Annotated in this window: 20 protein-coding genes; 4 read left to right on the forward strand and 16 right to left on the reverse strand. The window is 63.3% G+C overall.

Going from position 1 to position 24,348, the window contains the following annotated elements; genetic code table 11:
• Positions 1-96 precede the first annotated feature (96 nt).
• The 8 genes from EA187_RS04765 to EA187_RS04800 form a co-directional block, all read right to left on the reverse strand.
• Positions 97-1,857, reverse strand: a complete 1,761-nt coding sequence (locus EA187_RS04765; protein ID WP_127779341.1) for a sigma 54-interacting transcriptional regulator — start codon at positions 1,855-1,857, stop codon at positions 97-99.
• 68 nt (positions 1,858-1,925) lie between these two features.
• Positions 1,926-2,735 (reverse strand): hypothetical protein, encoded by an 810-nt coding sequence (locus tag EA187_RS04770; protein WP_127779342.1) that lies wholly within the window; start codon positions 2,733-2,735, stop codon positions 1,926-1,928.
• Between the two features lie 46 nt (positions 2,736-2,781).
• Entirely contained in the window at positions 2,782-4,728 is a 1,947-nt protein-coding gene (locus tag EA187_RS04775) for a serine/threonine-protein kinase (protein ID WP_164855991.1), read from the reverse strand.
• A gap of 11 nt (positions 4,729-4,739) precedes the next feature.
• Positions 4,740-7,673, reverse strand: a complete 2,934-nt coding sequence (locus EA187_RS04780) for a hypothetical protein (protein WP_127779344.1) — start codon at positions 7,671-7,673, stop codon at positions 4,740-4,742.
• On the reverse strand, positions 7,670-8,467 hold the full coding sequence (locus EA187_RS04785) for an FHA domain-containing protein (protein WP_127779345.1): 798 nt from the start codon (positions 8,465-8,467) through the stop codon (positions 7,670-7,672). Before EA187_RS04785 ends, EA187_RS04780 begins: the two co-directional genes overlap by 4 nt.
• A gap of 175 nt (positions 8,468-8,642) precedes the next feature.
• Entirely contained in the window at positions 8,643-9,653 is a 1,011-nt protein-coding gene (locus tag EA187_RS04790) for a PhoH family protein (protein WP_127779346.1), read from the reverse strand.
• Positions 9,654-9,683: 30 nt separating this feature from the next.
• Complete coding sequence (locus tag EA187_RS04795) at positions 9,684-10,103, reverse strand: hypothetical protein (protein WP_127779347.1); 420 nt, start codon at positions 10,101-10,103, stop codon at positions 9,684-9,686.
• Complete coding sequence (locus EA187_RS04800; RefSeq protein WP_127779348.1) at positions 10,100-12,133, reverse strand: hypothetical protein; 2,034 nt, start codon at positions 12,131-12,133, stop codon at positions 10,100-10,102. The genes EA187_RS04795 and EA187_RS04800 overlap by 4 nt, the downstream gene beginning before the upstream one ends.
• Positions 12,134-12,285: 152 nt before the next feature.
• Here EA187_RS04800 and EA187_RS04805 point away from each other — a divergent pair, with 152 nt between their 5' ends.
• Together EA187_RS04805 and EA187_RS04810 are read left to right on the forward strand one after the other, a co-directional pair.
• Positions 12,286-12,732, forward strand: a complete 447-nt coding sequence (locus EA187_RS04805; protein WP_127779349.1) for a MazG nucleotide pyrophosphohydrolase domain-containing protein — start codon at positions 12,286-12,288, stop codon at positions 12,730-12,732.
• An 83-nt stretch (positions 12,733-12,815) separates the two neighbouring features.
• On the forward strand, positions 12,816-14,480 hold the full coding sequence (locus EA187_RS04810) for a hypothetical protein (RefSeq protein WP_127779350.1): 1,665 nt from the start codon (positions 12,816-12,818) through the stop codon (positions 14,478-14,480).
• Positions 14,481-14,604: 124 nt separating this feature from the next.
• Here the strand turns inward: EA187_RS04810 and EA187_RS04815 are convergent, their stop codons facing one another.
• Together EA187_RS04815 and EA187_RS04820 are read right to left on the reverse strand one after the other, a co-directional pair.
• Positions 14,605-14,796: a TIGR04563 family protein gene (locus tag EA187_RS04815; RefSeq protein ID WP_115602651.1), complete on the reverse strand. Its 192-nt coding sequence runs from the start codon at positions 14,794-14,796 to the stop codon at positions 14,605-14,607.
• A 128-nt stretch (positions 14,797-14,924) separates the two neighbouring features.
• On the reverse strand, positions 14,925-16,316 hold the full coding sequence (locus EA187_RS04820; RefSeq protein ID WP_164855992.1) for a carbohydrate-binding family 9-like protein: 1,392 nt from the start codon (positions 16,314-16,316) through the stop codon (positions 14,925-14,927).
• Between the two features lie 217 nt (positions 16,317-16,533).
• Between EA187_RS04820 and murC the strand changes: the two genes are divergently transcribed.
• Both murC and murD read left to right on the forward strand, forming a co-directional pair.
• Positions 16,534-17,967 (forward strand): UDP-N-acetylmuramate--L-alanine ligase, encoded by a 1,434-nt coding sequence (gene murC / locus EA187_RS04825; protein ID WP_164855994.1) that lies wholly within the window; start codon positions 16,534-16,536, stop codon positions 17,965-17,967.
• Between the two features lie 4 nt (positions 17,968-17,971).
• Positions 17,972-19,357, forward strand: coding sequence for a UDP-N-acetylmuramoyl-L-alanine--D-glutamate ligase (gene murD / locus EA187_RS04830; protein ID WP_164855995.1), 1,386 nt, complete (start codon positions 17,972-17,974; stop codon positions 19,355-19,357).
• Here murD and EA187_RS04835 read toward each other — a convergent pair.
• The 6 genes from EA187_RS04835 to ruvA form a co-directional block, all read right to left on the reverse strand.
• Positions 19,341-19,562 carry an acyl-CoA carboxylase biotin carboxyl carrier protein subunit gene (locus EA187_RS04835; RefSeq protein WP_115602647.1) on the reverse strand — a complete coding sequence of 74 codons (222 nt, stop codon included), beginning with the start codon at positions 19,560-19,562 and terminating at the stop codon, positions 19,341-19,343. The two genes, murD and EA187_RS04835, sit on opposite strands and share 17 nt — an antisense overlap.
• 111 nt (positions 19,563-19,673) lie before the next feature.
• Positions 19,674-21,014, reverse strand: a complete 1,341-nt coding sequence (locus EA187_RS04840; protein ID WP_127779354.1) for an acetyl-CoA carboxylase biotin carboxylase subunit — start codon at positions 21,012-21,014, stop codon at positions 19,674-19,676.
• A gap of 101 nt (positions 21,015-21,115) precedes the next feature.
• Entirely contained in the window at positions 21,116-22,045 is a 930-nt protein-coding gene (locus EA187_RS04845) for an NAD(P)/FAD-dependent oxidoreductase (protein WP_127779355.1), read from the reverse strand.
• Positions 22,042-22,620 carry a GTP cyclohydrolase I gene (folE, locus tag EA187_RS04850; RefSeq protein ID WP_127779356.1) on the reverse strand — a complete coding sequence of 193 codons (579 nt, stop codon included), beginning with the start codon at positions 22,618-22,620 and terminating at the stop codon, positions 22,042-22,044. Before folE ends, EA187_RS04845 begins: the two co-directional genes overlap by 4 nt.
• Before the next feature lie 26 nt (positions 22,621-22,646).
• Positions 22,647-23,669: a Holliday junction branch migration DNA helicase RuvB gene (ruvB, locus tag EA187_RS04855; RefSeq protein ID WP_127779357.1), complete on the reverse strand. Its 1,023-nt coding sequence runs from the start codon at positions 23,667-23,669 to the stop codon at positions 22,647-22,649.
• 58 nt (positions 23,670-23,727) lie between these two features.
• Positions 23,728-24,324: a Holliday junction branch migration protein RuvA gene (gene ruvA, locus EA187_RS04860; protein WP_127779358.1), complete on the reverse strand. Its 597-nt coding sequence runs from the start codon at positions 24,322-24,324 to the stop codon at positions 23,728-23,730.
• Positions 24,325-24,348 lie beyond the last annotated feature (24 nt).

Genomic DNA, 24,348 nt, shown 5'->3' on the forward strand with positions numbered 1-24,348 from the left:
CCCATGCCACGGACGCATAAGGACGACATCGTGGCGTGTCGTGCACGTCGTTCACATCAACATTTCCTGGAGGGGCTTTACGCTCGGACATGGATGTCAGGCCTTCTCCAGATATCGGAAAATTGTGCGCGGATCGACGTCGAGATCGCGCGCGGTCTGGCTGCGGTTGCCTCCGTTTCGCTCCAGAGTCTCCAGGATATAGGTCAGGGCGAAGGCCTCTTTGGCTTCGGCCAGCGAGCGACGTTGTGGGAGCGCGCTCTCTTCGAGCTCCAGGTCTGCGGGCGTCAGCGCGGGACCGCTGGCCAGGATTAACGCGCGTTTGATGCGATTCTCAAGCTGGCGCACGTTGCCAGGCCAGTTGTAGCGACGCAACGCCTCGCGACAGCTCGCGCTGAGAGGACGCGACGGGACGCCCAGCTCTGGTGCCAGGCGCTCGATCAGGAAGTTCGCCAGTAGCATCACATCGCCGCCTCGCTTGCGTAGGGGCGGCAGCTGCAACTCCACCACGTTGAGGCGGTAATAGAGATCCTCGCGAAAACTCCTGTTGGCAACGGCTTCATGGAGATCGACATGAGTGGCCGCAAGCACCCGAAAGTCGAGCTCCTCCGGGGTATTGGAGCCGACGCGCGTGACGCAATGCTCCTGAAGCACCCGCAACAGCTTCACCTGCAGCGCTGCAGGCATCTCGCCGATCTCATCGAGAAAGAGCGTGCCGCGGTGGGCGGCGTGAAACTTCCCGTCCCGGCGGGCGGTGGCGCCGGTGAACGCGCCTCGTACGTGACCGAAAAGTTCGCTCTCGAGAAGATGTTCCGGGATCGCGCCGCAGTTGATCGTGATGAAGGGGCCATCGGCCCGTGGACTGCGGCGATGAATCTCGTGCGCGATAAGTTCTTTGCCCGTGCCGGTTTCGCCGGTGATCAGCACGCTGACCGAGGCTGGCGCGACACGCTCGACAGCCTGAAAGATCGCCTGCATCGCCTTGCTGGCTCCAATCACCGAACCGAAACGTTGGTTGCGCAACCGGCCGCGCAGCGCGTTGCGGTCATGCTCAAGCGCATCGGCGTGCAGCGCGCTGGCGATCATCAGGCTGGCCCATGAGGCAAAGACCTGCAGAAGCTCCAGATCGACCTCGGCGAAGTATCCGGTAGGGCGGTCATCGCCCACGTAGATCAAGCCGAGCAGCTCACCATGGGCGAAAAGCGGAAGGCAGAGCACGCTGGAGAGCTCCAGATCGACCACGGACTGGGCACCTTCAAACGCGTCTTCGTTGCGCACATCGGCGATGATCAGCGGGCGGCGGCTGGCGATGGCATGGCCGATGATCGAGTCTGAGAGGTGGAGGTGGGCGTTCTCCAGGGCGGTCGCGTCGACGCTGCGCGCCACCGGGACACTCCATCGCCCATCGCGAGCCAGGATGACAAAGCCCTTCTGCCCCTCGCTGAGCTCCAGCACAGCGTCGAGCAGGTGCTCAAGTACCCCGGTGACGCTATGGGTTCCTGAGAGGCGCGCAGCCAGGGCGCGCAGATGCTCCAGACCGCGGGGGCCCCGTGGGGCCAGGACGTTGAGCGGGGTCTCAAGGAGTACGAACTCCAGCTCAGTCTCACCGATGGTCAGGCGATCGCCGTGGCAAAGGGTGTGCTCGCGGCGCTTCTTGCCGTTGATCATCACAGTGTGCTTACGAGCTGTGGTTCGCAGCACGAAGGCGCTCGCGTCGAGCTGAATCGTGGCGTGATGCTCGACCACATCGGAGCCGAGCAGGCAGATGTCGTTGGCCAGCGCGCTCCCCACCGTCGTCAGGCGTTCGCTCAACAACCAGATGCGCGGCTCGATGCTGCCGATGACGCGAAGAAGAGCCATAACGTTACCGTGTCACAGAGTGGAAATGACGTCAGATAAGTGAACATGAATCAGGCCGGTCGGCATCTTTAATCGGAAACGTCGCGCAGCTCCGCAGGGGGCGACTCCAGGGTGCGAAGCGCTACATCCTTGGCCTCAAAATGATAGAACGACTCGCCCGCGCCCACCGCCCAGCTTAACGCGGCGACTGCCAGCCCGGTCCACTGCAGGTTTTGCCAGCGGCGAGCCTCCTCGTGGGTCGCTGCCGGAATGAGGCCTCGTGAGTCTCGGAGCGACTCCACCTGCCAGAAGCCGATGAGGTTGACTGCCAGGCCGAGCACCTGAGTGGCTGCCACGATGGAGCCGCGGATCGGATGTCCGTTCTGAAACTGACCGGCCCCCATCGGCAGGAGCGTCACCCATGGCGAACGGTGTGTGATACGGCGCTCGACGTAGATCAATGATGAGGCGTCGGGCGTAGCCGAGCTGCTTCCAGGAAGAGGAAGGCGAGTTGCCAGCGTGCGTTGCAATGCGATCAGGTCAGCGGGGAATACCAGGGGATCGAGCGTGTGCTCGGGATCCTCCAGAAGTGCGACCTGAAGCTGCGCTCGGGAGTGGGCCATCAGCTCAGACGTGCGTGTGGCGTCGCTCAGCGTCTGGCTCTCGAAGTAAAGGCCAAGCGCAAGCAATGACCTTGCTTGCGCGCGATCCCGGGGTGGAAGTGCCCGAAATGCATCGGTGTCGATATAGGGGGAAAGCAGGGGACGAAGCTGCTCGAATTCGGCACGCTGAAGCGCGGCCAGGGCCTTTGTTAATGGAGGTTCTTCAAGTAACGCTTCAGGTGTGGTGTGGGGCAGCTCCTGAGCCCGGACAGGTAGAGTGAGGCCCAGCAGCGTCACAAGCGTCACCGAAAAGAGTGCAACTCGTCGACCGTAGGTAGTGTGGTCAGCGTGGTGGGTCGGTATCGCCAAGGGAGAGTGCCAGGGAGGTGGTTTGTCCGGGGCGTACGGTCACTGTACGCGAGAGGATTCGGGTCAGGTCGTGGTGGCTCGCCACGCGCAGCTCCACCTGACGTCGGGCAGGCGCTTCGTCCGCTCTGCCAAAGGGAACTGCAAGAGGCTCGGAGGCACCGCTGGCGCTCACCATGACCGGTCGGGAATGCTGATCGAGCCAGACCAGTGCGTTGCGATCCGTGACAAGCTCAATGTAGCCCGGCAGCCAGCTCAAAACAACGCGCTGCGCGCGTTGGCTCGACTCCCGGGTAATGTCGATCGAGGTTCTCAGCGCTTCGCACCCCGGGCTTGTGGCCTCAATAAGAGTGGGGCCGACCGGGAGTTCGATGCCCCGAGCCGCCTCGATGGCTGAGTAGCGTTTGCCATCAATGCTCAGGGTGGCTGCAGCAGGGATAACCCTGAAGCGTTGCTTTAAGGTCTGGGGGGCTGTGCTGGCAGATGCGTCCGGGGCATGCTCCAGTTCTGATGCTGCAAGCGTGGTCGCAACGGCGGGTTCGGCGCCGGGTCGTCTGGCGATGCTTGCGGCGGGGGCGGGGCGGGCCGAAGAGGAGCTCGCTGCGTCTCGTGCCACATCCAGCGCCACTGCGACGTGTGCGCCAAGCGGGCCAACGTCTACCGAATACCGGGGCGCCGTCGAAGGCGGCGTCTGTGAGTGGGGGCGTGTCTCGGCGAGTCGTGGAGTGGGCTTCCGCAACCCTGCAGAGGAGGTCACGCCTTCGGCGGCCGATGCGCGTTCATCAAGCCAGAGCACGCCTCCAGTCACAGCCAGAACAAGGAGTGCTGCGGCGCCAGTCAGAGCCCTGAGCCCGGGTCGGAGGGGCCGTCGAGCTCTTGCGTTGAGAAAAGAAAGCTTCGTCAGCGCTTCGGGGGAGTCGGGTTGGTAGGCAAGCACACGTTCGAGTTCGTAGGTGGCTGCCAACGTGTCGCCCTGCGAGCTGAGCGTGTCCACACGCTGCATGAGTCCGTTGCAGATCAACGCGTCGAGCGCGTGTGTCGTATCGATCCCTAAAGGATTGCATGAGCTTTTGTTGATGTGTTGCTTGAGGTGTTGGCGCCACAGAGTCACATCGACCAACGCCTGAAGCTCGTTCTGCGCGGCAATGGCACTTGCGGGGCGCTTCTCGGGAGCAACACTCATCCAACGGCTGATCAGCTGACTGAAGCGACGCCCGACGCGGGGCTGGCGTCGATGGGCGGGAGTATGGTCGCCGCGCTCAATGGCGCGAAGAATCTGCGCGGGATGGTTGCCTTCAAAGGCGTCATCGCCGGTGACGAGCCGGTAGAAGGTTGCACCGATGGCGAAGAGATCGCTTTTGATATCGGCACTGTGCCCCTCCATAAGCTCCGGTGCCATAAATGCGGGACTCCCGAGCAGCGCTCCGCTGCGGGTAATGCGGGCCTGGTCGAGCAGGTTGGCCAGCCCGAAGTCCAGAATCACGACCGAGGTGTCTGCCCGCAGCATGATGTTTTCGGGTTTCAGATCCCGGTGGATGATCTGGTGCTGATGCGCCAGGTCCAGCGCTTGGAGGGTCTCGGCGATCACGATTGCCGCGAACTCCGGCGGCAGCGGTCCGCAGCGCTCAAGGAGTGCAGCGAGCGATTCGCCGTCTACGAGCTCCATGACGATGTAGGCGTCGTCGGATTCGGGCGAGGAGAAGTCGTAAATTTTGACGATGCCCGGGTGATCCAGGCGCGCGACTGCGCGGGCTTCGCGCTCAAATCGCGCGCGGTGCTCCGGTATGCTTGCCAGGTGCGGATGAAGACGTTTGATCGCGACCTGACGCGCCAGAGTTCGGTCGAATGCACGAAAGACCGTCGCCATGCCGCCGTGTCCGAGCGTCTCAATGAGCTCATAACGCTCGGCGATCGTTTCGGGCATGGAGACCGGGCTCATGGCGCGGCGGCCTCCGGTGCGCAGAGCAGGGCGGGGCGCTCCACGCCGGGCTGAGCAGCGAGCAGAGCTGCATCTTCGCGTCGTCCGACGATGAGCAATGCGGCGAGGTGGGCGGCCGAGCCGAATTCCGGGCTCTCCGTGGAGAGCGTGTTCAGCCACAAGGCGGCTTCGCCGTTGCGGAGCCGGGCTTGAGCTTCAGGCAATTGCAGGGCTGAGCGATCCTCAGTTTCGGCTGTGGCCAGTGCCTGGAGGTGGCCTCCGAAAACGAGATCATCGAGGAAGGTGATGGCCGCGCCTCCGGGCCGGTGGCTCAACGCGCCGAAATGCTGCCGAGCCGTCTGGAGTGAGCGGGCTGCGCTGAGCGCGTCGCCCCGTGCCAGGGCCCGGACTCCGGCGGTAAAGCTCGCCCGTGCCTCTGAGAGCAGGTGGCTGGCAGTGAGCACCGAGAAGGCCTCACCGCTGACATCGGCAAGGGCGATTCGCCCGGCAAGCTCATGCAGCGAGGTCGGCAGGTGATGATCGAGATCGAAATTCAGCGGAACCAGCCCCACGCACGTGTCGGGCGCGGGCTCAAGGCGCGCAAGTGCGCGCAGGTTTTCGCCTGCATCGGGATGATTGAAGCCGCGTTTGCCGGCGCTGCGCTCAAACTCGATGTAGGCAGCCACCAGGTCGCGAGCCGCCCGAAGATCGGGGGCTTGAGGTGCGCAATTGGTGGCGCTCACCAGGTGTTCGCCAGCCAGCTGGATGTGCCCTCGGCGCGCGGCCGCGACGGAGGTTGCCAGACTCCAACGGGCGCAGGTGTCGGCATCTCCAAGGTTGCCGGCAAGCGTGGAGGCGGCGCTGAGTTCCTCGACTTCCAGCGATTCGGGGCCGGCCGCCCGGTAACGGGCGTCGAGAAGAAGAAGAGCCTCTCGGCTGAGCGTCCGAGCGCTGGTCGGGCGAGCGCGGAGCGCTTCCATAAAGCTGGCCGGACTCTCGCAGAGTGTCTCGATTCCCTGGTCTGCCCACCAGGCGACAAACTCGACCCACTGGCGCCGTTCGCGGCCGAGGAGCGGGCGGTCGCCGCGCCGGGCCGCGTTGGCAAAATGCCAGCGAAGCGCCCGGGTGCGCTCGCAGGAGGGATCGGGAGTGCTCATCACCTCAGCAACAGCCCCCAGGGCTCGCCGGAGCGCGTCTGCTGAACCGGGGCCGTCGGTAAGGGGGAGAAGCGCGATCCAGAGTTTGGCGCGTGATGCGGGCTCCTGGATGCCGCTGGCGAGCTCTTCCACACCGGTGACGTCGAAGCTGGTTCGAAGATCGAGGGTGGGAATCGCTTCAAGTGTTTCCTGCAGATCAGGCTCGTTCGGGTCCCGTGAGCGCAGGCCATAAGAGGTAGCGGTGCAGGTCTCAACGTTTGAGGGGTCACACCTCCCGTTAAGGTCGGGCTCAAAAATCGCGTGCCAGAGCGCAAGCGCACCCGCCCGATCGAAGCGGGGCCGCAGCTCAGCGGCGGACTCCACGCCGGGGAGCGATTGGCCGTGCATGCCGAGCATCGCCCAGATGGCCAGAGCCCAGTCCGGTTGTTCGTCGCTTTCGAAGCCCACGACGTACTCGCGGTAGGCAAGCCCTTCGGAGGTGCTGCGAGCCGCATGAGCGGTGCGAAGCTCGGCCCATCGGTACCAGGCCAGTCGTGCATCGTCGCGTCGGCTCTGGGCCAGCTCCTGCTTGCGGGCGGTCTGATCGAGGTAGAGGTCGGTCTGGCCGAGCTGGGCGTGAATGATCGCCGTACCATCGAGAAGATCGGGGATATTGGCACTGTTCCAGACGTTGCGCCCGGCGTGGTGCGCAAGGCGTATTGCGGCCTCCAGGGATCCGCCGGTGGCGAGGATGTCCATCACGCGTAACGCACGGGCCTCAGCCCTGGTGTCGAGTGGCGTGAGCGCGATCGCGCGCTCCGCCCAAAACGCGGCCAACTCCCAATCCCCGACGGCACCAAAGGCAGCCGCCAGGCTCCAGGCGCGTACCTGCATGATGTTGACCTGCTGGGGCTCCATCGCGAAGTTGGGCGGGCCGAGCAGGCGATCGTCGTAGGTTGCCATCAGCGGACGCGTGATCGCCGGCATCTCCACCAGCGCATGCTCGGCGGAGGGACAGCGCACCATCGCATCGGCGCCGCTCAGGATGGCGCGGGCCTCCATGGCGACGGGGTGAGGAGAGTGAGGTGGAGGCCATTCTTCGGTGGCGACAAAGCGAGCGGCGGTCGAAAGCTCATCATCTCGAAGATCGCAATTCGGGCTCAGCGCAATCCGGGGGGAAGCGGCGAAGCGACCGCGCCGGGGGGCGCTGACAATGGCCAGCCATGCTCCTTTTGCCGGATCACCATCGAGTTGAACGTTCTCATGCACCACATCGACCATCGCACGTCGCCGGTAAGGCAGGTGCATGGCACCGTCGTCTGCTGAGCTGAGCCGAAGGCGGGACGCGCTCGCGTCCACGTCAAAAAGTGACCAGCGCGTCCCGACAGGCCCCTCACATGATGAGGCGTCAAAAGGGCCTTCACCCAGGCACATGCGCTCGGGAAGATCTGCTTCGGACACTGGCGAGATGCGACCTTTTAACTCCCCTCGAAGAGGCCAGGTGTCGAGGCGTTGTAGGCGGAGGTGCTCTTCCTGTGCGTCGAGCACCACGAAGAGATGACCATGCTCTCCCCCTTCAAACCGGGCGACATCTCCGGCCTGAAAGTCCCATCGCCAGGACTCGCCGCGGTCGGCCTGCATCGACCAGGTGCCGTCCTCCAACAGCGTGAGCGCCGCACTGTCGCTGATGCGATCGTCAGGCTGCACGCGCATGGTGATGGCAAACGTATCGGCCGCCCCCGGTGTGCTTGCGCACCCGAGAGCCCCTTGCATGGCGATAAGCAGCAGCGCCCCAACCCGACTCCAATCGTTCATCCCTGATACCGAACCTGCAGCCGCGTGCGGCCGACGCAAAAACAATCGCCGTCGATCAGCTCAACGGCGCCACGAATTCGAATAAAGGTGCCAGACTCGCTGATAAGATCGCGCAAATAAAACTGCCCGTCGTGGCGCTCAAAACTGGCGTGTGGCGAGGAGAGAAGCTCGTCATGAGGGAAGTTCAGGTCGGCCCCCTCGCGCCCGATAAGCATGGAGTCCACGATAGGGTAAATCCCCCGAATATGGCCTCCCTCGACATACTCTACGAGGCGCGGAGCCGTGGGCAGCTTTGGCGCTCCGAGTGTGGGCACAGTCTGCGTTTGACCTGCGTCCCAGCCGGTTCGAAACGCCAGACGCTGGGCGCCCACAATGATCTCGTCCCCATCCTCCATCACGAACTCGTCAGCGATTCGCAGGTAGACGCCATTATGGCTGCCCAGATCTTCGAGCACCCAGGCGCCTTGCTCCTGGCTGAGCTGGGCATGCCAGCGGGAGACGAAGCGATCGTCGAGCGTAAGATCTGCGCGCTCTCCGCCGAGCAAAAACCGAGGCCCCTGAAGTCGAACACGCTGCGGCGAACGCCCGGGCGATTCGATGTCCAGGAAGGCTTCGGGCTGATGCGCGCGGCCAACTCGGCGAGTGGATGCTGGAGCCGGAGCGGGAGACGTCATGTGAGACGAGGCCGGTGGTGCGATCGGTGCCGAACTCAGCACATGGTCATCGGCCACACTGGAGAAGAGGTCAGCGTCGTCGACGTCGAAGGGCAGGCTCTTGTCGCGAGAGTCAGACATAGCACGAATGGAGGGTGCGGGACGTGCCGGCGCCAGGGCTCAGCGGCCCAGTGCGTCGGCGATTGCGGGCGGAATACACTGGTGGGAAGCTAACACAGCGCGCGAAGCCGGGACAACGCCTCAGCGTTGGGCCGCGCGCACCCATCCATGAATGGCTCCCTCAGTCCCGGGAGGTCTAGGACTCTTCGGAGGTGGCCCGGTCGCGCGCCCCGTCGAACTCGGCTTGTGCGTTGCGTTCGTAGGCATCGATGATCTTCTGCACCAGGGGGTGGCGTACCACATCATGCTGGGAAAAGCGGCAGAAGGCGATACCCGGGATGTTATCGAGCACGCGCTCCGCTTCGACCAGTCCGCTCATTCGCTTGGAAGGCAGATCGATCTGGGTGATGTCGCCGGTGATTACCGCACGTGAGTTAAAGCCGATGCGGGTCAAGAACATCTTCACCTGAGCATTGGTCGCGTTTTGCGCTTCGTCGAAGATGATGAACGCGTCGTTGAGCGTTCGACCGCGCATAAATGCGAGCGGTGCCACCTCGACCACGCCGCGCTCCAGCATCATCTCGGCCTTCTCAAGCTCCACCATATCGTGCAACGCATCGTAGAGGGGGCGCAGGTAAGGGTTGACCTTCTCGGCGAGGTCGCCCGGCAAGAACCCAAGTTTCTCGCCGGCCTCGACCGCCGGGCGGGTCAGGATGATGCGCTTGACGCTTTTGGAGAAGTAGGCCGAGAGCGCCATCGCCATCGCCAGGTAGGTCTTGCCGGTGCCGGCCGGGCCGATGCCAAACACGACGTCATGCTTGCGGATAGCGTCGACGTACGCCTTCTGCGCCAGCCCCTTCGGCGAGATGATCTGGTTATGTTTGGTCGCCAGGACCCGGTCGGTGAAGATGTCGACCAGGTTAATCTTCGGGTCGCGAACCAGGAGGTCGATCGCGCGCCCCACATCGACCGCGCTCAAGTGATGACCGCGTTGCCCCAGGCTGTAGAGCTGGCGGAGCACTCGCTCGGCGACTCGGGCATCGTTCGCCGCCCCTTCGATATGCGCCTCGGTGCCGCGGGCGCCGATGCGAACATCGAGGCGGGTTTCAATGAGTTTGAGGAAAGCATCGCGGTGGCCGTAGATGTAGCGCGCTACTTCGGCATCGGCGAATTCCAGGTGAAGCTGAACAAGATCGGTGTCGGACAACGGGGGCGACCTCTCGCAGTAGAAGCGAACTCAGGGCGACGCCGTGCCGCCCTCGGGAAGTTGCAACGTGAGCTCAACGCTATCCACGCCGCGGCTGTAGAGCCAGAGCTCTCTGGTCGAAGGGTAATACAAGTCAGATTGCAGCAGCAATCCCCGGTCCACCAACTCCTGGAGGCTGGCCGGGTATCGATCGTCGAGACGGCGAGAGGTGGCCAGAGCCATCTCGATGCGCTGGCGCTGCGCCTCAATGAGCGGAGGCGTCAGCCGTGCCTGCAGCGCATCGCGGTCGACCTCCACGAAGAAGTCGGTTTTCTGAAAGGTCAGATAGCTCCACACGCCGATGCCAATAAAGAGCAGCAGGATGATGACGGTGACGCTGTGGTGAAGCACCAGCGTGGCCAGACCCGCGCGTCGGGGCGGTGGTACAGGCTCGTTGGGTTGGAGGCTCATCGCTTCACCTCGCTGCGGCCACGCGTTCCCCGAACGCGGGTCGGGTCAACGCCAGCGACGAGTCCCCGCAGGCCCACCAGGGCACCCAGCCCGACAAGCACCCAGGCAAAGACCTGTTGCCCCGCCCATCCTTCATGGAAAAGCTCGGCGGGCGCTCGCCAAAGTCCCATCGGGTTCGCCAGCCAGAATGCGCCAAAGGCGAGCGCCAGAAAGGCGACTGTTCCTCGAAGCGCGTGTCCGCCGAGCACGTGACCTGTGCCCGGGAGAAGCAACGAGAGGGCACGGCGAAGAAAGGATTGAAAACGGTCACGTCGCCCCAGGGTCGTCTCACTCTGGATGCGGGCGTGGTAGTCCAGCGACGCTCCTGAGACGAAGGTCTGGTAGCAGGGCAGGCAGTAATGATGGCCTCCCAACTCCCGCGCGTCATCGGGATCGCGCGCCAGTCCGCACTTGGGGCAGGGCGTACTCACCCGCTGGCGAAGGTAGGGTTGCAGGGTCAAGAGCAGCCAGAGCAGTCCGGCGCCGCCGAGGTAGGGCGCCAGTGAGAGCGGCAACTTCGGCCCGGCAAGCGACTGCCAGAATGGCGAGATCATAGAAATGGAGGTGATGGTCTCGGTGTAGGTTAAATGCTCCTCCCAGATCTGCGAACGTTGCAGGGGAAGGATCATCAACAGGCTGTTGGCATCGCGACGTCCGGTGTCAAGGTAGCGTCCCACCGACTCCAGGCCGCGGCGCACGGCCTGATCTAGCGCGTCGTAACCGCCTTCCTCATCGCCCGTGAATTGCAGTGCTCGCATGCGATTGAAGTGAGGCTCAGGCGCCTGAGGAAGCAGAATCTCGGCGCGTTCCAGATGCTCAAGGGCCGCCTGCGCTTCGCCCTGCGCAATCAGGACGGCTCCCTGAAGGTTGGCCCATTGCGCCTTGAAATGGCGAGTGGTCGGCGCGGTGGCGTCGGCCAGCGCGGCGACACGTGCCATGGCCTCCGGGGTTCCGGTCCGGAAGAGTGCGACTGCCGCGGCGTAGCGTTGCGCGGGTGTCGTGCCCTCTTCGAGGTGCGCAAGACACGCGTCATCACAGCCTCGAAGATGCGCATGATCCAGCGTTTGCGCAGGACTTCCCGGGAAGAGGACCATTCGACTCAGCGCCACATCCAGTGTGGGCAGCGCCAGGATCACCGCCAGGAAAAAAGCGGAGACCACCCGCTCATTTAGCTGCTGAAAGGGGATCACCATGGCCAGCATGATCAGCAATGAGGCCAGCGGCGAACGCAGGAGCAACCCGGGAACGATCACCAGAGCGACCAGCACGATCACGGTCTGATTGGATGAGAAGCCCCGCGGAAGCCAGCGCGTGCCGTCGTAGGCAGCGACCCCGAAGTAGCGCAGCAGTTGCGCCAGCATAAAGGCTCCCAGTCCCACCAGGATGCTGAGCAAGAAGAAGATCGCAAACTTCAGTACCCAGGCGATGAAGACGTCTGGTGAGTTCATTCCACGTCGCACGCCCTCCACAAAGGGGGCGATGGCCCGGTGGGGAGCACCCTGGTCGTGAATGCGTTGCCGGGCCAACTCCAGCGCCGGATAGGGGAGTTCCGGCGCCATCGTCATGGCCATCGTCAGAAGCGCCTCGGCGTCGGTCACGCTCAAGTTGTAGTGCTCACGCGCGCGCGCAACCGCCAGTATCGCCAGCGCATGTTCGGGCAGGGAAACCCGGCCCAGGCTTAAGGCGTCGTCGCGCAAGGCCTGCAGCTCCGCGATGCCAGGCTCACCGTTTTGAATCAGCGTCAGCCAGAGGCGCCATTGCACCTCCAGGTTCAACGGTGCCACAGTCGAAGGGGCCAGAGCGCCGCTTCCCGCCTGAACATCTTGCTCGCCGAGGCGCTCGATCATGCGCTCCATACTCGCGTCTTCCACCTGGGCATGAGCCAGCCCGGGGGAGAACACGCAGAGCATCCACGCGCCCAGCACCAGGACAGGGAGCGTAACGCTGAGAAGGGGCCCCCACAGGTCTGTAGCACGCAGTTGGGATGACACGAGGTTTGCTCGATCAAGGGTCGAAGGGCAGAGTTGAAGCACCGGGCGCATTCTATGCCCGTGGCAAAATTTTACACAACCGTAGTTAACAAATCGTCACGAAGCGTGCATCCCGTGCGCGCCTTCCTCATACCTCGTTCGATGAGACCCCGATGCCCGAAGATCCCCACCGCCCCGCCATCTCCCCCTCCGAGCTTCGCCTGCAAGGCTTGCGACGTGCTCAAAATCTGGGCGATGAGGCGGCCTCCTGGGGCTTTGATTGGCCCACCGTTGACGGCGCGCTCGCCAAGGTCGACGAAGAAATCGCCGAGGTTCGCGCCGAGCTTGCCCATCCCACACCCTCGCTCGAACGCGTGCGTGCGGAGCTCGGCGATCTGCTCTTTGCGGTGGTCAATGTCGCTCGCCACCTCAATCTCGACGCACAGAGCGCGCTTGACGAGGCCAGTGATACCTTCGAACGACGTATCACATCGGTCCGCGCTCAGGCTACCGAGGCCGGGCATCGCCCCGAAGATCTCAGCCTCGATGAGCTCGAAGCGTTCTGGCGAAACGCCAAGGCTGCGGCCGGTCTTGATTCGCCGAAATCAAGCGACCTATAGTGCGCCCGACTACGTGTGACGCGCCGGGGCAATCGGCGACGCCATGCCTCGAGCTGTCTTTCCATAAGTAAGGAGCAGGAACAATGCGATATGATGCAATGAAGTTGGGCTGGCCGCTGCTGCTGAGCGGCGCGATGGCCTTCGGGATGGCGAGCGCCTGTTCGGGCGACGGTGGTGATGGCGGTGAGGGCACGACCTGTGAGAGCAACTCCGATTGCACCGCCCCCAACGTTTGCCTGGCGGACGGATCCTGCGGCCCGGACGATCAGGGCGACGCCGGCGAAGAGCCTGTGATCGAGGAGGAAGACTACGTCATCTCGTATGTGCGACGCACCTTCCCGCCCAACCAGGAGTACGACGTTCGACTCTATGCCACCAGCGACGCGAAGCATGAGTCCATCGTCCCGGCGAGCGCCGACTGCACCCCGCCCAACCTCTGCGGCGTGACCGAAAACCTCTCGCATTTTATCTACATGGAGAATGGCGAGGGCGGTTTTCAGGACATCTACACCGCCGCCATCGACCCGGATTCGCTGGAAGTGACCGGCGCGTTGGAGCTCTCGGAATCCGGCGTGCTGGATGCACGGGTCCGCGGTGCGGGCGTAGCGTACGTCGACGGCGACACGGCCTATTATAAGGAGATCGGCGGTGAGGCCCAGGTCGTGGGCGTGGTTGCCACCGAGCCCGAAGGTGATGCCGCCCCCGTGCCCGCCCACTGGGATGTCGACCCGAGCAGTGGTCGTACCGCGCTCTACCAGCCCACGCTCGACTCGGTCACCGTGCTCGTCGGAGAGCTTGGCACCCCGATCAGCGCCGAAGACAATCTGATCACCATCAGCGGTGTGAACTTCCCTGGAGAGGCGGGAAGCTATTACATCGGCGCGCTTCCCACCGCGTTTAGCCCTGACGGCAACCTCGTCTCCTTCATCACCGTGGGGCCCAACAACTACAACGCGTGCAACTCCAACGCCGACTGCTCGGGCACCGCGCAGGAATGCGGCGATGAGAACCGCTGCACCGCCATTGAGGCCACCGTCAACATCATCGATATGAGCAACGCCTCGAACCTCGGCGAAGCCTGCTCCTCCGATGCGGAATGTGGCCCGGTGCATCGCTGTGACGCGGCCACCGACGACTTCGACCGTGCGATGTGCATGCCGCAGCGCGTGGTCTACGGCCTTCCTCACTTCCCTCAGCAGGGCGAGCCCACGCGCGCCGGCTGCGACTGGACGCGTGAAGATGGTTCGTTTGCCTATACCGACATCGACAGCCAGATGACCTTCGGCGAGGACGGTCGCATCTATGTGGCTGCGGCCCGAGAGTGCGTGCGCCCCCTTGGCGATGCTGCAGGTGAGGGGACTGAGGCCAATATCCCCCTTTCGGCCATCACCCGCATTGACCCGCAGACGGGCACCTACGATGAGATCTATGGCAACCCTCAGGGCGATGACTTCGATGAGTCGCGTTGCTACGACGAGATCGAGCAGCAGGTGGTCATCGACGACTGCATCACCCGTGTGGTCAGCGCGAAGCTCTCGCCGAAGGGCAATGATCTGATCTTCTCGGCAACCAACCCCAACGTGGTCGATCCGGGACTTGCCGATCGCACCTTCGACATGTGGAGCGTACAGCGCGACGGCACCGAGCCTGCCTGGCTGACCCGCGAGCCCTCGACCTGGTCGGTGGTCAACTTCCGTGTGCACGCCGATCCGCGCATCGATGATGCTGAAGAGGAGGCCGCCGAGTAATTTGGCCTGCCTTCCAGTCTGACCCAAAAAAAACGCCGCGTCCCTTCGTTGGGACGCGGCGTTTTTTTGAGTTCTTGCATAGGCCGGAGCGATGCCTTGATGCGTCGTTCCGGTCCTCGGGGGGTTACTCCTGCTCGTCTTCGCCCTGCAGGTAGTCGTTGGCCGCCGGAAACTGTTTGATCGTCTCGCGGGCAATCTCCCAGGCTTTCTGTACGACCCAGGACATCGACCGATCCTGCCGCAGGGACTCCTCGCGGATCTCATCGAGGTAGTCCTCGGGGAAGTAGAGGCTCTGTTTGCGTTTATCACTCGCCATGACAACTCGCTCGTTGGTGTGGTTAACCCGATTTAAATGTAACCAATGGTAGTACTATAGCCGCACTCGTCGCCGGAGGCCAGCACCAGATGCGGAGCTGGGCGCCCCGGGCGTTGGGTGCAGAGGAGTCAGTTGGAGGTCCCCTCACGCTCCTTCTGGATGCGCTGGCGCAGGCGCTCACGGGCGGCCTCGCCGGGGGCTTCAACCCGGGGCAGGGCGACATTGTTTCGCAGGGGCACCGCGCCGGCTTCGCCGCCGAAGGTCAGCGTGCCGAACTGTTTGCCGTCGTGGAAGTCCCGGCGCGGGCGAGTGCTCCAGCCGTAGGCGAAGGTTTGTCCCTCAGTGGGGCGGTCGAAGCGGTAGAGGTTCGCCCGCCAGGAGCTCCCGGGGGCAGGAGCACCGTCAACGCCGGGAAGTTGCGACAGCGGGATGCGCATCTCCACCGACCAGAAGCGGTCTTTACTCTCTTCGTCGTTGAGCGTGCCTTCGACGTGAACAGCCGTCTCAAGCCCTTCCATGGCGAAGGGTTTGGCTGCGGCAATGTCTTCATCGCGGCTCTTTGATTTGGAGCCGGGTCGATGCGGGAAACGCGCATCGAAGATCGTGTTCTGCGGGCTGACCTGAAGCTCGACGTAAGGAGCGTCTGGACCGCCCGGAGCGATGAAGAACTCAAAGACCTCCTGGGTCCAGAGCGGATCGTCGTGCTCGGTAAGCGATCCCCAGACGTGCTCATCTTCGAGGTAGGCACCCACATAGAGGTGGGTGGCGTCGACGGCCAACTTCACGTTGCTCTCATAGGCGGCGCGTGGATTGAATCCGCTAAGTGAGACGCTTTGAAGCTCGGACCACACCGGCTCATCAAGCTTGCCATCAAGCGTGATGGACTGTGCCTGAGCCTGTGAGATGCTGCGCACCTCATGGCGAGGCAGCCCGGCTTCGCGCTTCGGATTGCCGGTGATCTTCAAGGTGGGGCCGATCGCGCGACGGTCCTCGGTGATGTTCTCTCCCTTGACGCTCGCGCGCTCATCCCCGCGGAAAAGCCCCACATAAGGGAGCGCGTCGCCGGTGGGGAAGTCCTCGCGGAGCACAAAGGTCTGGCTGTCGCGGATGATCTGACCTTCTTTCCACAACGAGGTGCGGTAGAGCCCATCGACCGGGTAATGGTCGAGGTTCTGGCGCAGCGGGTGCGCCTGGGAGTCGAAGTGTACAAAGATCTGCCAGTCACGCTTCACATCTTTAAGCGCCCGCCAGTACCAGGTGAACGTGACCTCCTGGCCGGCTTTGAGCTCCCCGTCGGTGTCCAGGCCAACAAGCTCTATGGCGTCGTCGTACGTTGCGCCGATGGCATGTTCGGGCTCGGGAGCCGCTTCAAGAATATGTTCGCGGACCTGGTTCCATTGCTCCTGGGTGAGCACGATCTGGGGCTCATTGCTCTGGCAGGCCGCGCACAGCGTTCCGGCCGAGAGCGCCAGCGAGAAGACCAGCACGTGTCGGCTGGCCGGTCGAATCAGGGAAGACATCAGGAACCTCATCTGCAATGGGCTACGCCCGCGCAAGGGGGTGGAGTAGGGCGCAAAGGTCGTTGTTGGCGAACCTAGCGCACCGCCCGGCGGCGATGCAACGCTCTACGGCGCTGAGAATTGGCCAGCGCAGCGCAAGTGTGCTACCTCACGGCGCCGAAGGCGCGTTGCGCTGCGGATGACGGTTACGATCACACATCAAGCGAAAGGTCAGGCGATGATAGACGGGATTGGGCGAGTGCATATGCTGGGGATTGGCGGCATCGGAGTATCGGCGGTCGCGCGCATTCTGCATGCGCGAGGCGTTGAGGTCACCGGTTCCGATGTGCGCGAGAGCTCGCTGACCGAGGCGCTGCGCGCCGAGGGTATGGACATCGTCATCGGTCATGACCCTAAAAACATCGAGGGTGCCGATCTTGTAGTCGTCTCCACGGCCATTCCCCAGGAGAACGTTGAGCTTGTGGCGGCGCGCCAGGCTGGCATCCCGGTGGAGCACCGCTCCTCGATCCTCGCCAAACTCCTGGAGGGATACCGCACCATCGGCGTGACGGGCACCCACGGCAAAGGCACCGTCTCCTCGATGATCGCCTGGATTCTGGAGTGCGCCGGGCTGGAGCCGGGCTTTGTGATCGGCGGGATGCTCAACAACTTCGGCGTTAACGCCCGAGACTCCGGCGGCAAGTGGATGGTGGTTGAGGTCGATGAGAGCGATGGCTCCCACCATAACATCGAATGCGACTATGTGGTCTGCAACTTTCTGGAGCTGGACCACCTCAACTACTACGAGGGTCTTGACGATATTATCGCCAAGATGGCGACCTTCCTTGAGTCGAACACACGCCTCAAAGAGGCGTTCGTCAACCTGGACTGCGCTGGAAACCGCGAGCTTGTCGAGCGCGTAAACATGCGGCCGACCGGCTACTCGATGGAGCATCGCGCGGAGTTTCGCGGCGAACTTCTCGACAAGGGTCAACTCCCGATTCGCTACCGCGCCTACCAGCGCGACGAGGTGCTGGGCGACTGGGAGCTCAACCTTCCGGGGCGCTACAACGTGGTCAACGCCATGGGGGCCGTCGCTGTGGCCCGGCGCATCGGGGTGGCTCCCGAGGTCATCGGCAAAGCGCTCGCGACCTACAAAGGCCTGGAGAACCGTTTTACCATCGCTCAGGGCGGCGGGGTGACGATCGTCAAGGACTACATCAGCCATCCCACGGGCATCAAAAAGGTGCTGGAGTCGGCCAGAGATCTGGTCGACGGGCGTGTTATCAGCGTGTTTAAGCCCTACCGCTACACGCTTATCAAGTACCTCAAAGATGAGTATGGCGAGGCGTTTCAGGGGAGCGACGAGGTGATCATCACCACGATGTACGCCGCCGAAGAAGATCCCATCCCGGGCATCAACACCCAGACGGTGGTCGATCGCATTGAGGCCAACGGGCTGCCGGTGACCTTTATCCCCAACCAGCCCGACATCAACGATTACCTGCTGGAGACGGTCAAGCCGGGCGATAAGATCATCTTCTTTGGCGGGGATGACTTCTTCCGTCAGGCCGATCAGATCCTGGCAGAATTCGCGCGTCGCGCGGGTAAAACCGAAGGCGATGATGCCGAGCAGCCGCGTTTTGACGGCCCGCTTAACGAGGGTGAATAAGGCGATGCGTGAGATCTTTCTGAACCATCAGCGTTTTGCGGTGTGGGGCGCCGGGGTCAGCGGTGTGGCGGCGGCCAACCTGCTGGCGCGACGCGGCAAGGATGTCATTCTCAGCGATATCAAGCCTATCGATGAGCTCAGCGAGGTCGCCGGGCGATTGCATGAGAAGGTGCGCCTGGTCGCCGGTGAGAACGTGTCGGAGGGCCGTGAGGTCATTGTTGCCTCGCCAGGGATGAAGCCTTCGCACCCCGACTTTGCCAGGGCGCGAGAGCTGGGAGCGCAGGTGATCTCGGAGGTGGAGTTGGCCTGGGAGGCCAGCAAAGCACGCTGGATCGGCATTACCGGTACGGACGGCAAGACCACCACGACCTCGCTGGCGGGGCAGATGTTGCAGCAGGCCGGCGTGGAGCATGTGGTTGCCGGGAACATCGGTCTGCCCCTGTGCGCGGTGGTCGAAGAGCTGAGTGAAGACGCGGTGGTTGTGGCCGAATTGAGCGCGTTCCAGCTCTGGAGCTGCCACAACCTGCAGCCTGCTGCGGCGACCGTGACCAATGTGGCCGCCGACCACCTCGACTACTTTGAGAGTTTTGAGGAGTACGCCGACGCCAAGCTGCGCATCTTTGAGCTTCAGAAAGGCGAAGGGGTGGCAGTGGTGCCGATGCGTGATCGGCTGGTGCGTCGGTGGCTTAAGGAGCCCCGAGGTCAACAGGTGGTGGGGTTTTCAAACCGCCCCGATGATGTCTCGGAGCTTGATGAGGCGGTGTGGTTCGACGACGACCAGGGCTGGGCGCGCGAGGAAGAGGGCGTTGATCTTTGTTGGCTTGAATCCTTTGACGACACCGAACTCTTTGGGGCGCATAACCAGCTTAACCTGGCCTGCGCCGCTGCGCTGGCGCGTAGCGTGGGTGTCAGCTGGGAGCATATCACGGAGGCTGCGCTCAGCGTTGAGCCGCTCGCACACCGCATGGAGTATGTGGGGGAGGGCAACGAGGTGGGCTTTGTGGACGACTCCAAGGCCACCAACGCGCACGCCTCACTGGCCGGCCTGCAGAACCTGGACGCGGGCTTCGTGGTCATCGCCGGCGGCGTCGACAAGGGGCTCGACCTCAAAGGTTGGGCCAAATATGTGGCGCGGGAGGCCGGCGGCGTAGTGCTTCTTGGCGAGATTGCCGAGCGCATGGGAGAGGCTCTTGATGCCGCCGGCGCGACAAAGGTGCACCGCGCCGCCTCCATGGAAGAGGCCGTCGAGCAGGCGTTTAAACTGGCCAGGCCGGGGAGCACTGTGGTGCTCAGCCCGGCCTGCTCCAGCTTCGATATGTTCGAGAGCTACGCTCAACGCGGCCGGGTTTTCCAGGCTGCGGTCGAGGCGTTGATCAGCTCTCTTCCATAACGATCAGCACCTGGTCTTCGTCGACGGCGTCTCCCTCTTTGATGAGGATTTCTTTGACGACGCCGTCGCAGGGCGCGGGCACGGGCATCTCCATCTTCATCGATTCAAGGATGATGAGGTCATCGTCTTCTTCGACCTCCTCGCCAATCTCAACTTCGATCTTCCAGACGGTGCCGGTGATGTGCGCGCGGACTTCTTCAGCCATGGTGTACTCCTTCCAGTATCCAGCGTGATTTGAGGGGCTCTATGTGACCGGAGAGTCATCGCATGGAGCCCCGAACTTTTCCAGTGGTGAGTGCTGCGACGCTTGTGAGGCTCAGCGCTTCTCAAGCCAGCCGGTGTGAATGTTGCCGGACTGGAAGTCGGCGTCGTCCATCAGCTCAATGTGCATCGAGAGATTGGTGGTCAACCCGCCGATTTCCATCTCGGTGAGTGCGCTCTTCATCTTCGCAATGGCCGCCGGACGATCGGGCGCGTGCACGATGAGTTTGGCAATGAGCGGGTCATAATAGGGTGTAACCTCACGGTCGGCATCGACGCCGCTGTCCAGGCGCACGCCTTCGCCGGTGGGGGCCTTAAAGGTCGTGATGGTGCCGGGGGCGGGCATGAACATCTTTTCGGGGTTTTCGGCGTAGATGCGGCACTCGATGGCGTGGCCGTCGATGGTGAGCGCGTCCTGAGCGATGGTGAGCTCCTCGCCGGCTGCAACACGAAGCTGCCACTCCACAAGATCGAGCCCGGCGATCATTTCGGTGACCGGGTGCTCGACCTGCAGACGCGTGTTCATCTCGATGAAGTAGAAGTTGCCGGCCTCATCGGCGATGAACTCCACGGTGCCCGCGTTGACGTACTCACTGGCGCGAACCAGCGCCAGAGCCGCCTCGCACATGCGCTCGCGCAGACCCTCGTGGCGAGCAACAAGCGGGGAGGGGGCCTCCTCGATCACCTTCTGGTGGCGGCGCTGCACGCTGCACTCACGCTCAAAGAGGTGAATGGCGTTTCCATGCGTGTCGGCCAGCACCTGAATCTCAATATGGCGCGGGTTCTCGATGTAGCGCTCCAGATAGAAGCTCGGGTCGCCGAAGGCTGATTCAGCCCGGCGCACCGAGGCCTGCACCGCTTTGCGCAGCTTCTTCTCATTTTTGGCCAGGTTCATGCCGATGCCCCCACCGCCGGCCGAGGCCTTGACGAGGAGCGGGTAGCCGATGGTCTCGGCGAGTGCGACGGCCGCGTCTTCATCGGCCACCACTCCATCGGAGCCAGGCACCACGGGCACGCCCGCCTTCTGGGCGAATTCACGCGCGCGGGCCTTATCGCCCATCAGCTCCATGACCTCGGCCCGCGGGCCGATGAAGGCGATGCCGGCAGCTTCCACCGCGTGCACAAAATCGGAGTTTTCGCTCAGGAGGCCATAGCCGGGGTGAATGGCGTCGACGCCGGCCTCGCGGGCGACCTCCAGGATACGTTCGGCGTTGAGGTAGCTCTTGGTGACGTGCGCCGGGCCGATCAAATACGCCTCATCGGCGATCTGGGTGTGCGGCGCACCTTCATCGGCTTCGCTGTAGACGGCGACGGTGCGAATTCCCATGCGCTTGCAGGTGCGAGCGATGCGCGCGGCGATCTCACCGCGGTTGGCGATCAAGACGGCTTTAAACATCAGCGAGTTCCTCATGCAGAAGGATATCCCCCAATAGAATCGAGGGAATGTCGTGGTCGTGGGGGCTCGCGTTGCGAGGTAGCACGAGAGCACAGAAGGGGTCAAAGATAGCCGAGGTCTGTTGCGATCAGGCGCGCGGCCAGCGCGCCGTCCCCCGAGGCGGTCGCTACCGAACGCAGCGGTGTGTGGCAGATATCGCCGATGGCAAAGACGCCCGGCAGGCCTGTGCGGCGATTGGCGTCGGTGTGCACAAAGCCCCGCGCATCGAGCTCAAGTCCGGGAACATCTGGTAGCACCGGCGCGATGCCGATGCGCACAAAGAGCGCAGCGACGCGCAAGGTCTCGCGAGCATCGTTGGCTTGAAGCGTAAGCTCGCAGCCCTCGTCGACGGGGGAGATTCGGGTCACCCGGGTGGGTGTAGGCCAGAGCGTGACCAGAGGGTTCTGGCGAGCCTCCGCCAGAAAACTCTCGCGAGCCCGAGGTGCGCAGCGCATCAAGAGGTGCACTCTGCAATCAAAGCTCGCCAGACGCAGCGCGTTCTCCAGCGCAGCGTCGCCACCGCCGACCACGGCGACCTCCCGGCCGGCAAAACGCTCGGCGTCGGCCATCGCGCTCTGGCTCACATGGCGCCCCATGCCCTCCAACTCACCGGGCACGCCCAGGGTGCGGTAGCGGCTTCCCGTGGCGAGTGCCGCGGCCTCATAGTGGCGAGACGGGAGCCCCTCGAAGTCGGCTCGCAGTGCGGGGCTCAGCGCTTCTGTATCGGGTAGCAAGCGCAGGAGGGTCGCCTCGCGAGGGCGAAGCTCATGTTTGGAAACCTGCTCTCGGAGTGCGCTGGCAAGCTCCCGGCCGTTGGTCCATTCGCTGCCCGGGAAGTTGCCGATGCGGTTGTTGACGCGCAGCAGCATCCCGCCGACCTCGCCGCGGGCGTCCACCCAGTCAAAGGGCACGCCGAAGTCATGCAGCCAGAGCGCCGCACTCACCGCGGCAACTCCTCCGCCGACGATCAGGGCCCGGGCCTCATCGCTCATAGCGCCTTCTCCGCACGTTGAAACTGCGCCATGCACTCCGCCCGCAGCTCGCCGCTGGCCAGTGAGCCACGGGCCTCGATCGAGATAAGCTCGCCATGCTTATGGGCCCCGCGCATCTCCATGCAGAGCTGGCGGGCACGCAGTCGCACAAGCAGCCCGGCCGGCTTGAGCGTGGACTGCAGGTGCTCCGCGATCTCGATGATCAGACGCTCCTGCACCTGGGGTCTTGCCGCAAAATGATCGATGACCCGCCCGATGCTACCAAAGCCTACGATGTGATCTGCGGGCACGTACGCCACATCCACAGTGCCGAAGAAGGGCAAGAGGTGGTGCACGCACATGCTCTGGAAGGGAAGGGCGCAGGTGAGGACCGGACGGCTGCTTCCGGGAGATTCGGTAAGCCCCGGAGCCTCAAAGGTGCTGATCTGAGGGGCGGGCTCGTGAAGTCCGCTGAAGAGCTCGTCCATCAACCCGGTAAAACGCTCCGCGGTGCGGGCGAGCTCCGGATCCTGGTCGGCGTTCAACCCCACTGCCTTCATAAAGGCTCGAAAATGCTCTACTGCCTCGTCACTCATTCGACCTGCACCGCGGGTTTGGCGTCTCAGAAGATGGTGTTCTGGTTGCCGCTATTAATGGGCACTCCCAGGTGGCGAAACGCGCTGGCCGAGGCCACGCGCCCGCGCGGGGTGCGTTGAATAAAGCCCTGCTGCAAGAGGTAGGGCTCGATCACTTCTTCGATGGTGTGGCGTGCCTCACCGATGCTGCTGGCCAGAGTATCAAGCCCGGTGGGACCGCCGCCGAACTTCACCACGAGCGCGTCGAGGTAAAGGCGATCCAGGTAATCAAATCCCGCTGAGTCGACTTCCAGCCGCTCCAGGGCGTAATCAGCCAGCTCATCGTCGATGGTGGTGTGATTTCCGACCACAGCGTAGTCCCGAACCCGGTTGAGCAGGCGGTTGGCGATGCGCGGGGTGCCGCGGCTGCGCCGGGCGATCTCAAAGGCTCCGCGCTCCGAGAGGCCGATGTCCAGGATGCGTGCCGAGCGTTGTAAGACTGACTTGAGGTCGTCGGCGTTGTAATAATCCAGGCGCGCCACGTACCCAAAACGGTCGCGCATCGGTGCTGTCAGAAGTCCGGAGCGGGTGGTGGCGCCCACGAGCGTAAAGGGAGGCAGCGTCAGCTTCATGTTGCGGGCGTGTGGTCCCTCGCCAATCACAATGTCGAAGTAGAAGTCCTCCATCGCCGGATAGAGGTTCTCCTCCACAACCGGTGAGAGACGATGGACCTCATCAATAAACAGGATCTCGCCCTTTTCCAGCGACGTGAGAATGCCGGCCAGATCGCCTTTCTTCTCCAGCGCCGGGCCGCTGGTGATGTGGATATTAACCCCCATTTCTTCGGCCAGGATCTGCGCCATGGAGGTCTTTCCCAGCCCGGGCGGGCCGCTAAAGAGAATATGATCAAGCGGCGCCTGACGCATTTTGGCCGACTTGACCATCACCCGCAGGTTATCCTTGATGGCCTGCTGGCCGACGAACTCTTCAAAGCGCCGGGGGCGCAAATACTCGTCAAACGAGACGTCATCGCCGGTAGGCGTCATCTCGATGTTGGGATCGCGAGGCATAAAACGACTTCCTCAATAGGTGGTGCGTGGGTGCGGGCTCAGGCGTATCGGAGCGGCTTCAGCGCAAGAGTTTTAGCGCCATGCGCAGAAGCTCCTCGACGGGCTGATCGTCGGTGGCCTCGCGGGCAACATGATCGACGGTGTCGTCAACCATCGCCGGGGGATACCCCAGGTTTTGCAAGGCGCTGCGCAGGTCGTCGATGGCAGAGCGCTCAACGGTGGCCTCGCCCACAGAGCGTTCAAAGCTGAAGTCGCCCAGCGCGTTCTTGAGTTCGAGGATGAGTCGCTGTGCTGTCTTTTTGCCGATGCCGCTGACTTTGGTGAAGGTGTCCACCCGGTCGAGTTCCACGGCCATGACCACGTCTGCCGGGTCGAGATCGGAGAGCACCGCCAGGCCAATTTTGGGGCCGATGCCGCTGACCGAGATTAGTTTGGCAAAGAGGCGGCGCTCATCGCCGGAGGCAAAGCCGTAGAGCTGAATGGCGTCTTCGCGCACGCTGGTATGAATCCACAATGAGACTTCGCCAGCCTCATTGGGGCGAAGTTTACCGGCGCTGCCCACCGGCACAAAGACCTGGTAGCCAACGCCGCGGACGTCGAGGATGACGCTGTCGAGTTCAGTGGTGAGCAGACGGCCTGTAAGATGTGCGATCATAGGTAGAGTTCCATCCTGAGAGCA

It is taken from the genome of Lujinxingia sediminis (assembly GCF_004005565.1).
In the GTDB taxonomy this organism is placed as follows: Bacteria; Myxococcota_A; Bradymonadia; order Bradymonadales; family Bradymonadaceae; genus Lujinxingia; species Lujinxingia sediminis.

What these genes read in the sequence shown, in the direction of transcription:
- EA187_RS04815 (WP_115602651.1), bottom strand. Translation starts at nt 14,796, where the DNA reads ATGGCGAGTGATAAACGCAAACAGAGCCTCTACTTCCCCGAGGACTAC.
- EA187_RS04765 (WP_127779341.1), bottom strand. Translation starts at nt 1,857, where the DNA reads ATGGCTCTTCTTCGCGTCATCGGCAGCATCGAGCCGCGCATCTGGTTG.
- EA187_RS04835 (WP_115602647.1), bottom strand. Translation starts at nt 19,562, where the DNA reads ATGGCTGAAGAAGTCCGCGCGCACATCACCGGCACCGTCTGGAAGATC.
- EA187_RS04775 (WP_164855991.1), bottom strand. Translation starts at nt 4,728, where the DNA reads ATGCCCGAAACGATCGCCGAGCGTTATGAGCTCATTGAGACGCTCGGA.
- ruvA (WP_127779358.1), bottom strand. Translation starts at nt 24,324, where the DNA reads ATGATCGCACATCTTACAGGCCGTCTGCTCACCACTGAACTCGACAGC.
- EA187_RS04845 (WP_127779355.1), bottom strand. Translation starts at nt 22,045, where the DNA reads ATGAGCGATGAGGCCCGGGCCCTGATCGTCGGCGGAGGAGTTGCCGCG.
- EA187_RS04780 (WP_127779344.1), bottom strand. Translation starts at nt 7,673, where the DNA reads ATGAACGATTGGAGTCGGGTTGGGGCGCTGCTGCTTATCGCCATGCAA.
- EA187_RS04840 (WP_127779354.1), bottom strand. Translation starts at nt 21,014, where the DNA reads ATGTTTAAAGCCGTCTTGATCGCCAACCGCGGTGAGATCGCCGCGCGC.
- murC (WP_164855994.1), top strand. Translation starts at nt 16,534, where the DNA reads ATGATAGACGGGATTGGGCGAGTGCATATGCTGGGGATTGGCGGCATC.
- ruvB (WP_127779357.1), bottom strand. Translation starts at nt 23,669, where the DNA reads ATGCCTCGCGATCCCAACATCGAGATGACGCCTACCGGCGATGACGTC.
- EA187_RS04805 (WP_127779349.1), top strand. Translation starts at nt 12,286, where the DNA reads ATGCCCGAAGATCCCCACCGCCCCGCCATCTCCCCCTCCGAGCTTCGC.
- EA187_RS04785 (WP_127779345.1), bottom strand. Translation starts at nt 8,467, where the DNA reads ATGTCTGACTCTCGCGACAAGAGCCTGCCCTTCGACGTCGACGACGCT.
- EA187_RS04820 (WP_164855992.1), bottom strand. Translation starts at nt 16,316, where the DNA reads ATGTCTTCCCTGATTCGACCGGCCAGCCGACACGTGCTGGTCTTCTCG.
- EA187_RS04810 (WP_127779350.1), top strand. Translation starts at nt 12,816, where the DNA reads ATGCGATATGATGCAATGAAGTTGGGCTGGCCGCTGCTGCTGAGCGGC.
- EA187_RS04795 (WP_127779347.1), bottom strand. Translation starts at nt 10,103, where the DNA reads ATGAGCCTCCAACCCAACGAGCCTGTACCACCGCCCCGACGCGCGGGT.
- folE (WP_127779356.1), bottom strand. Translation starts at nt 22,620, where the DNA reads ATGAGTGACGAGGCAGTAGAGCATTTTCGAGCCTTTATGAAGGCAGTG.
- murD (WP_164855995.1), top strand. Translation starts at nt 17,972, where the DNA reads ATGCGTGAGATCTTTCTGAACCATCAGCGTTTTGCGGTGTGGGGCGCC.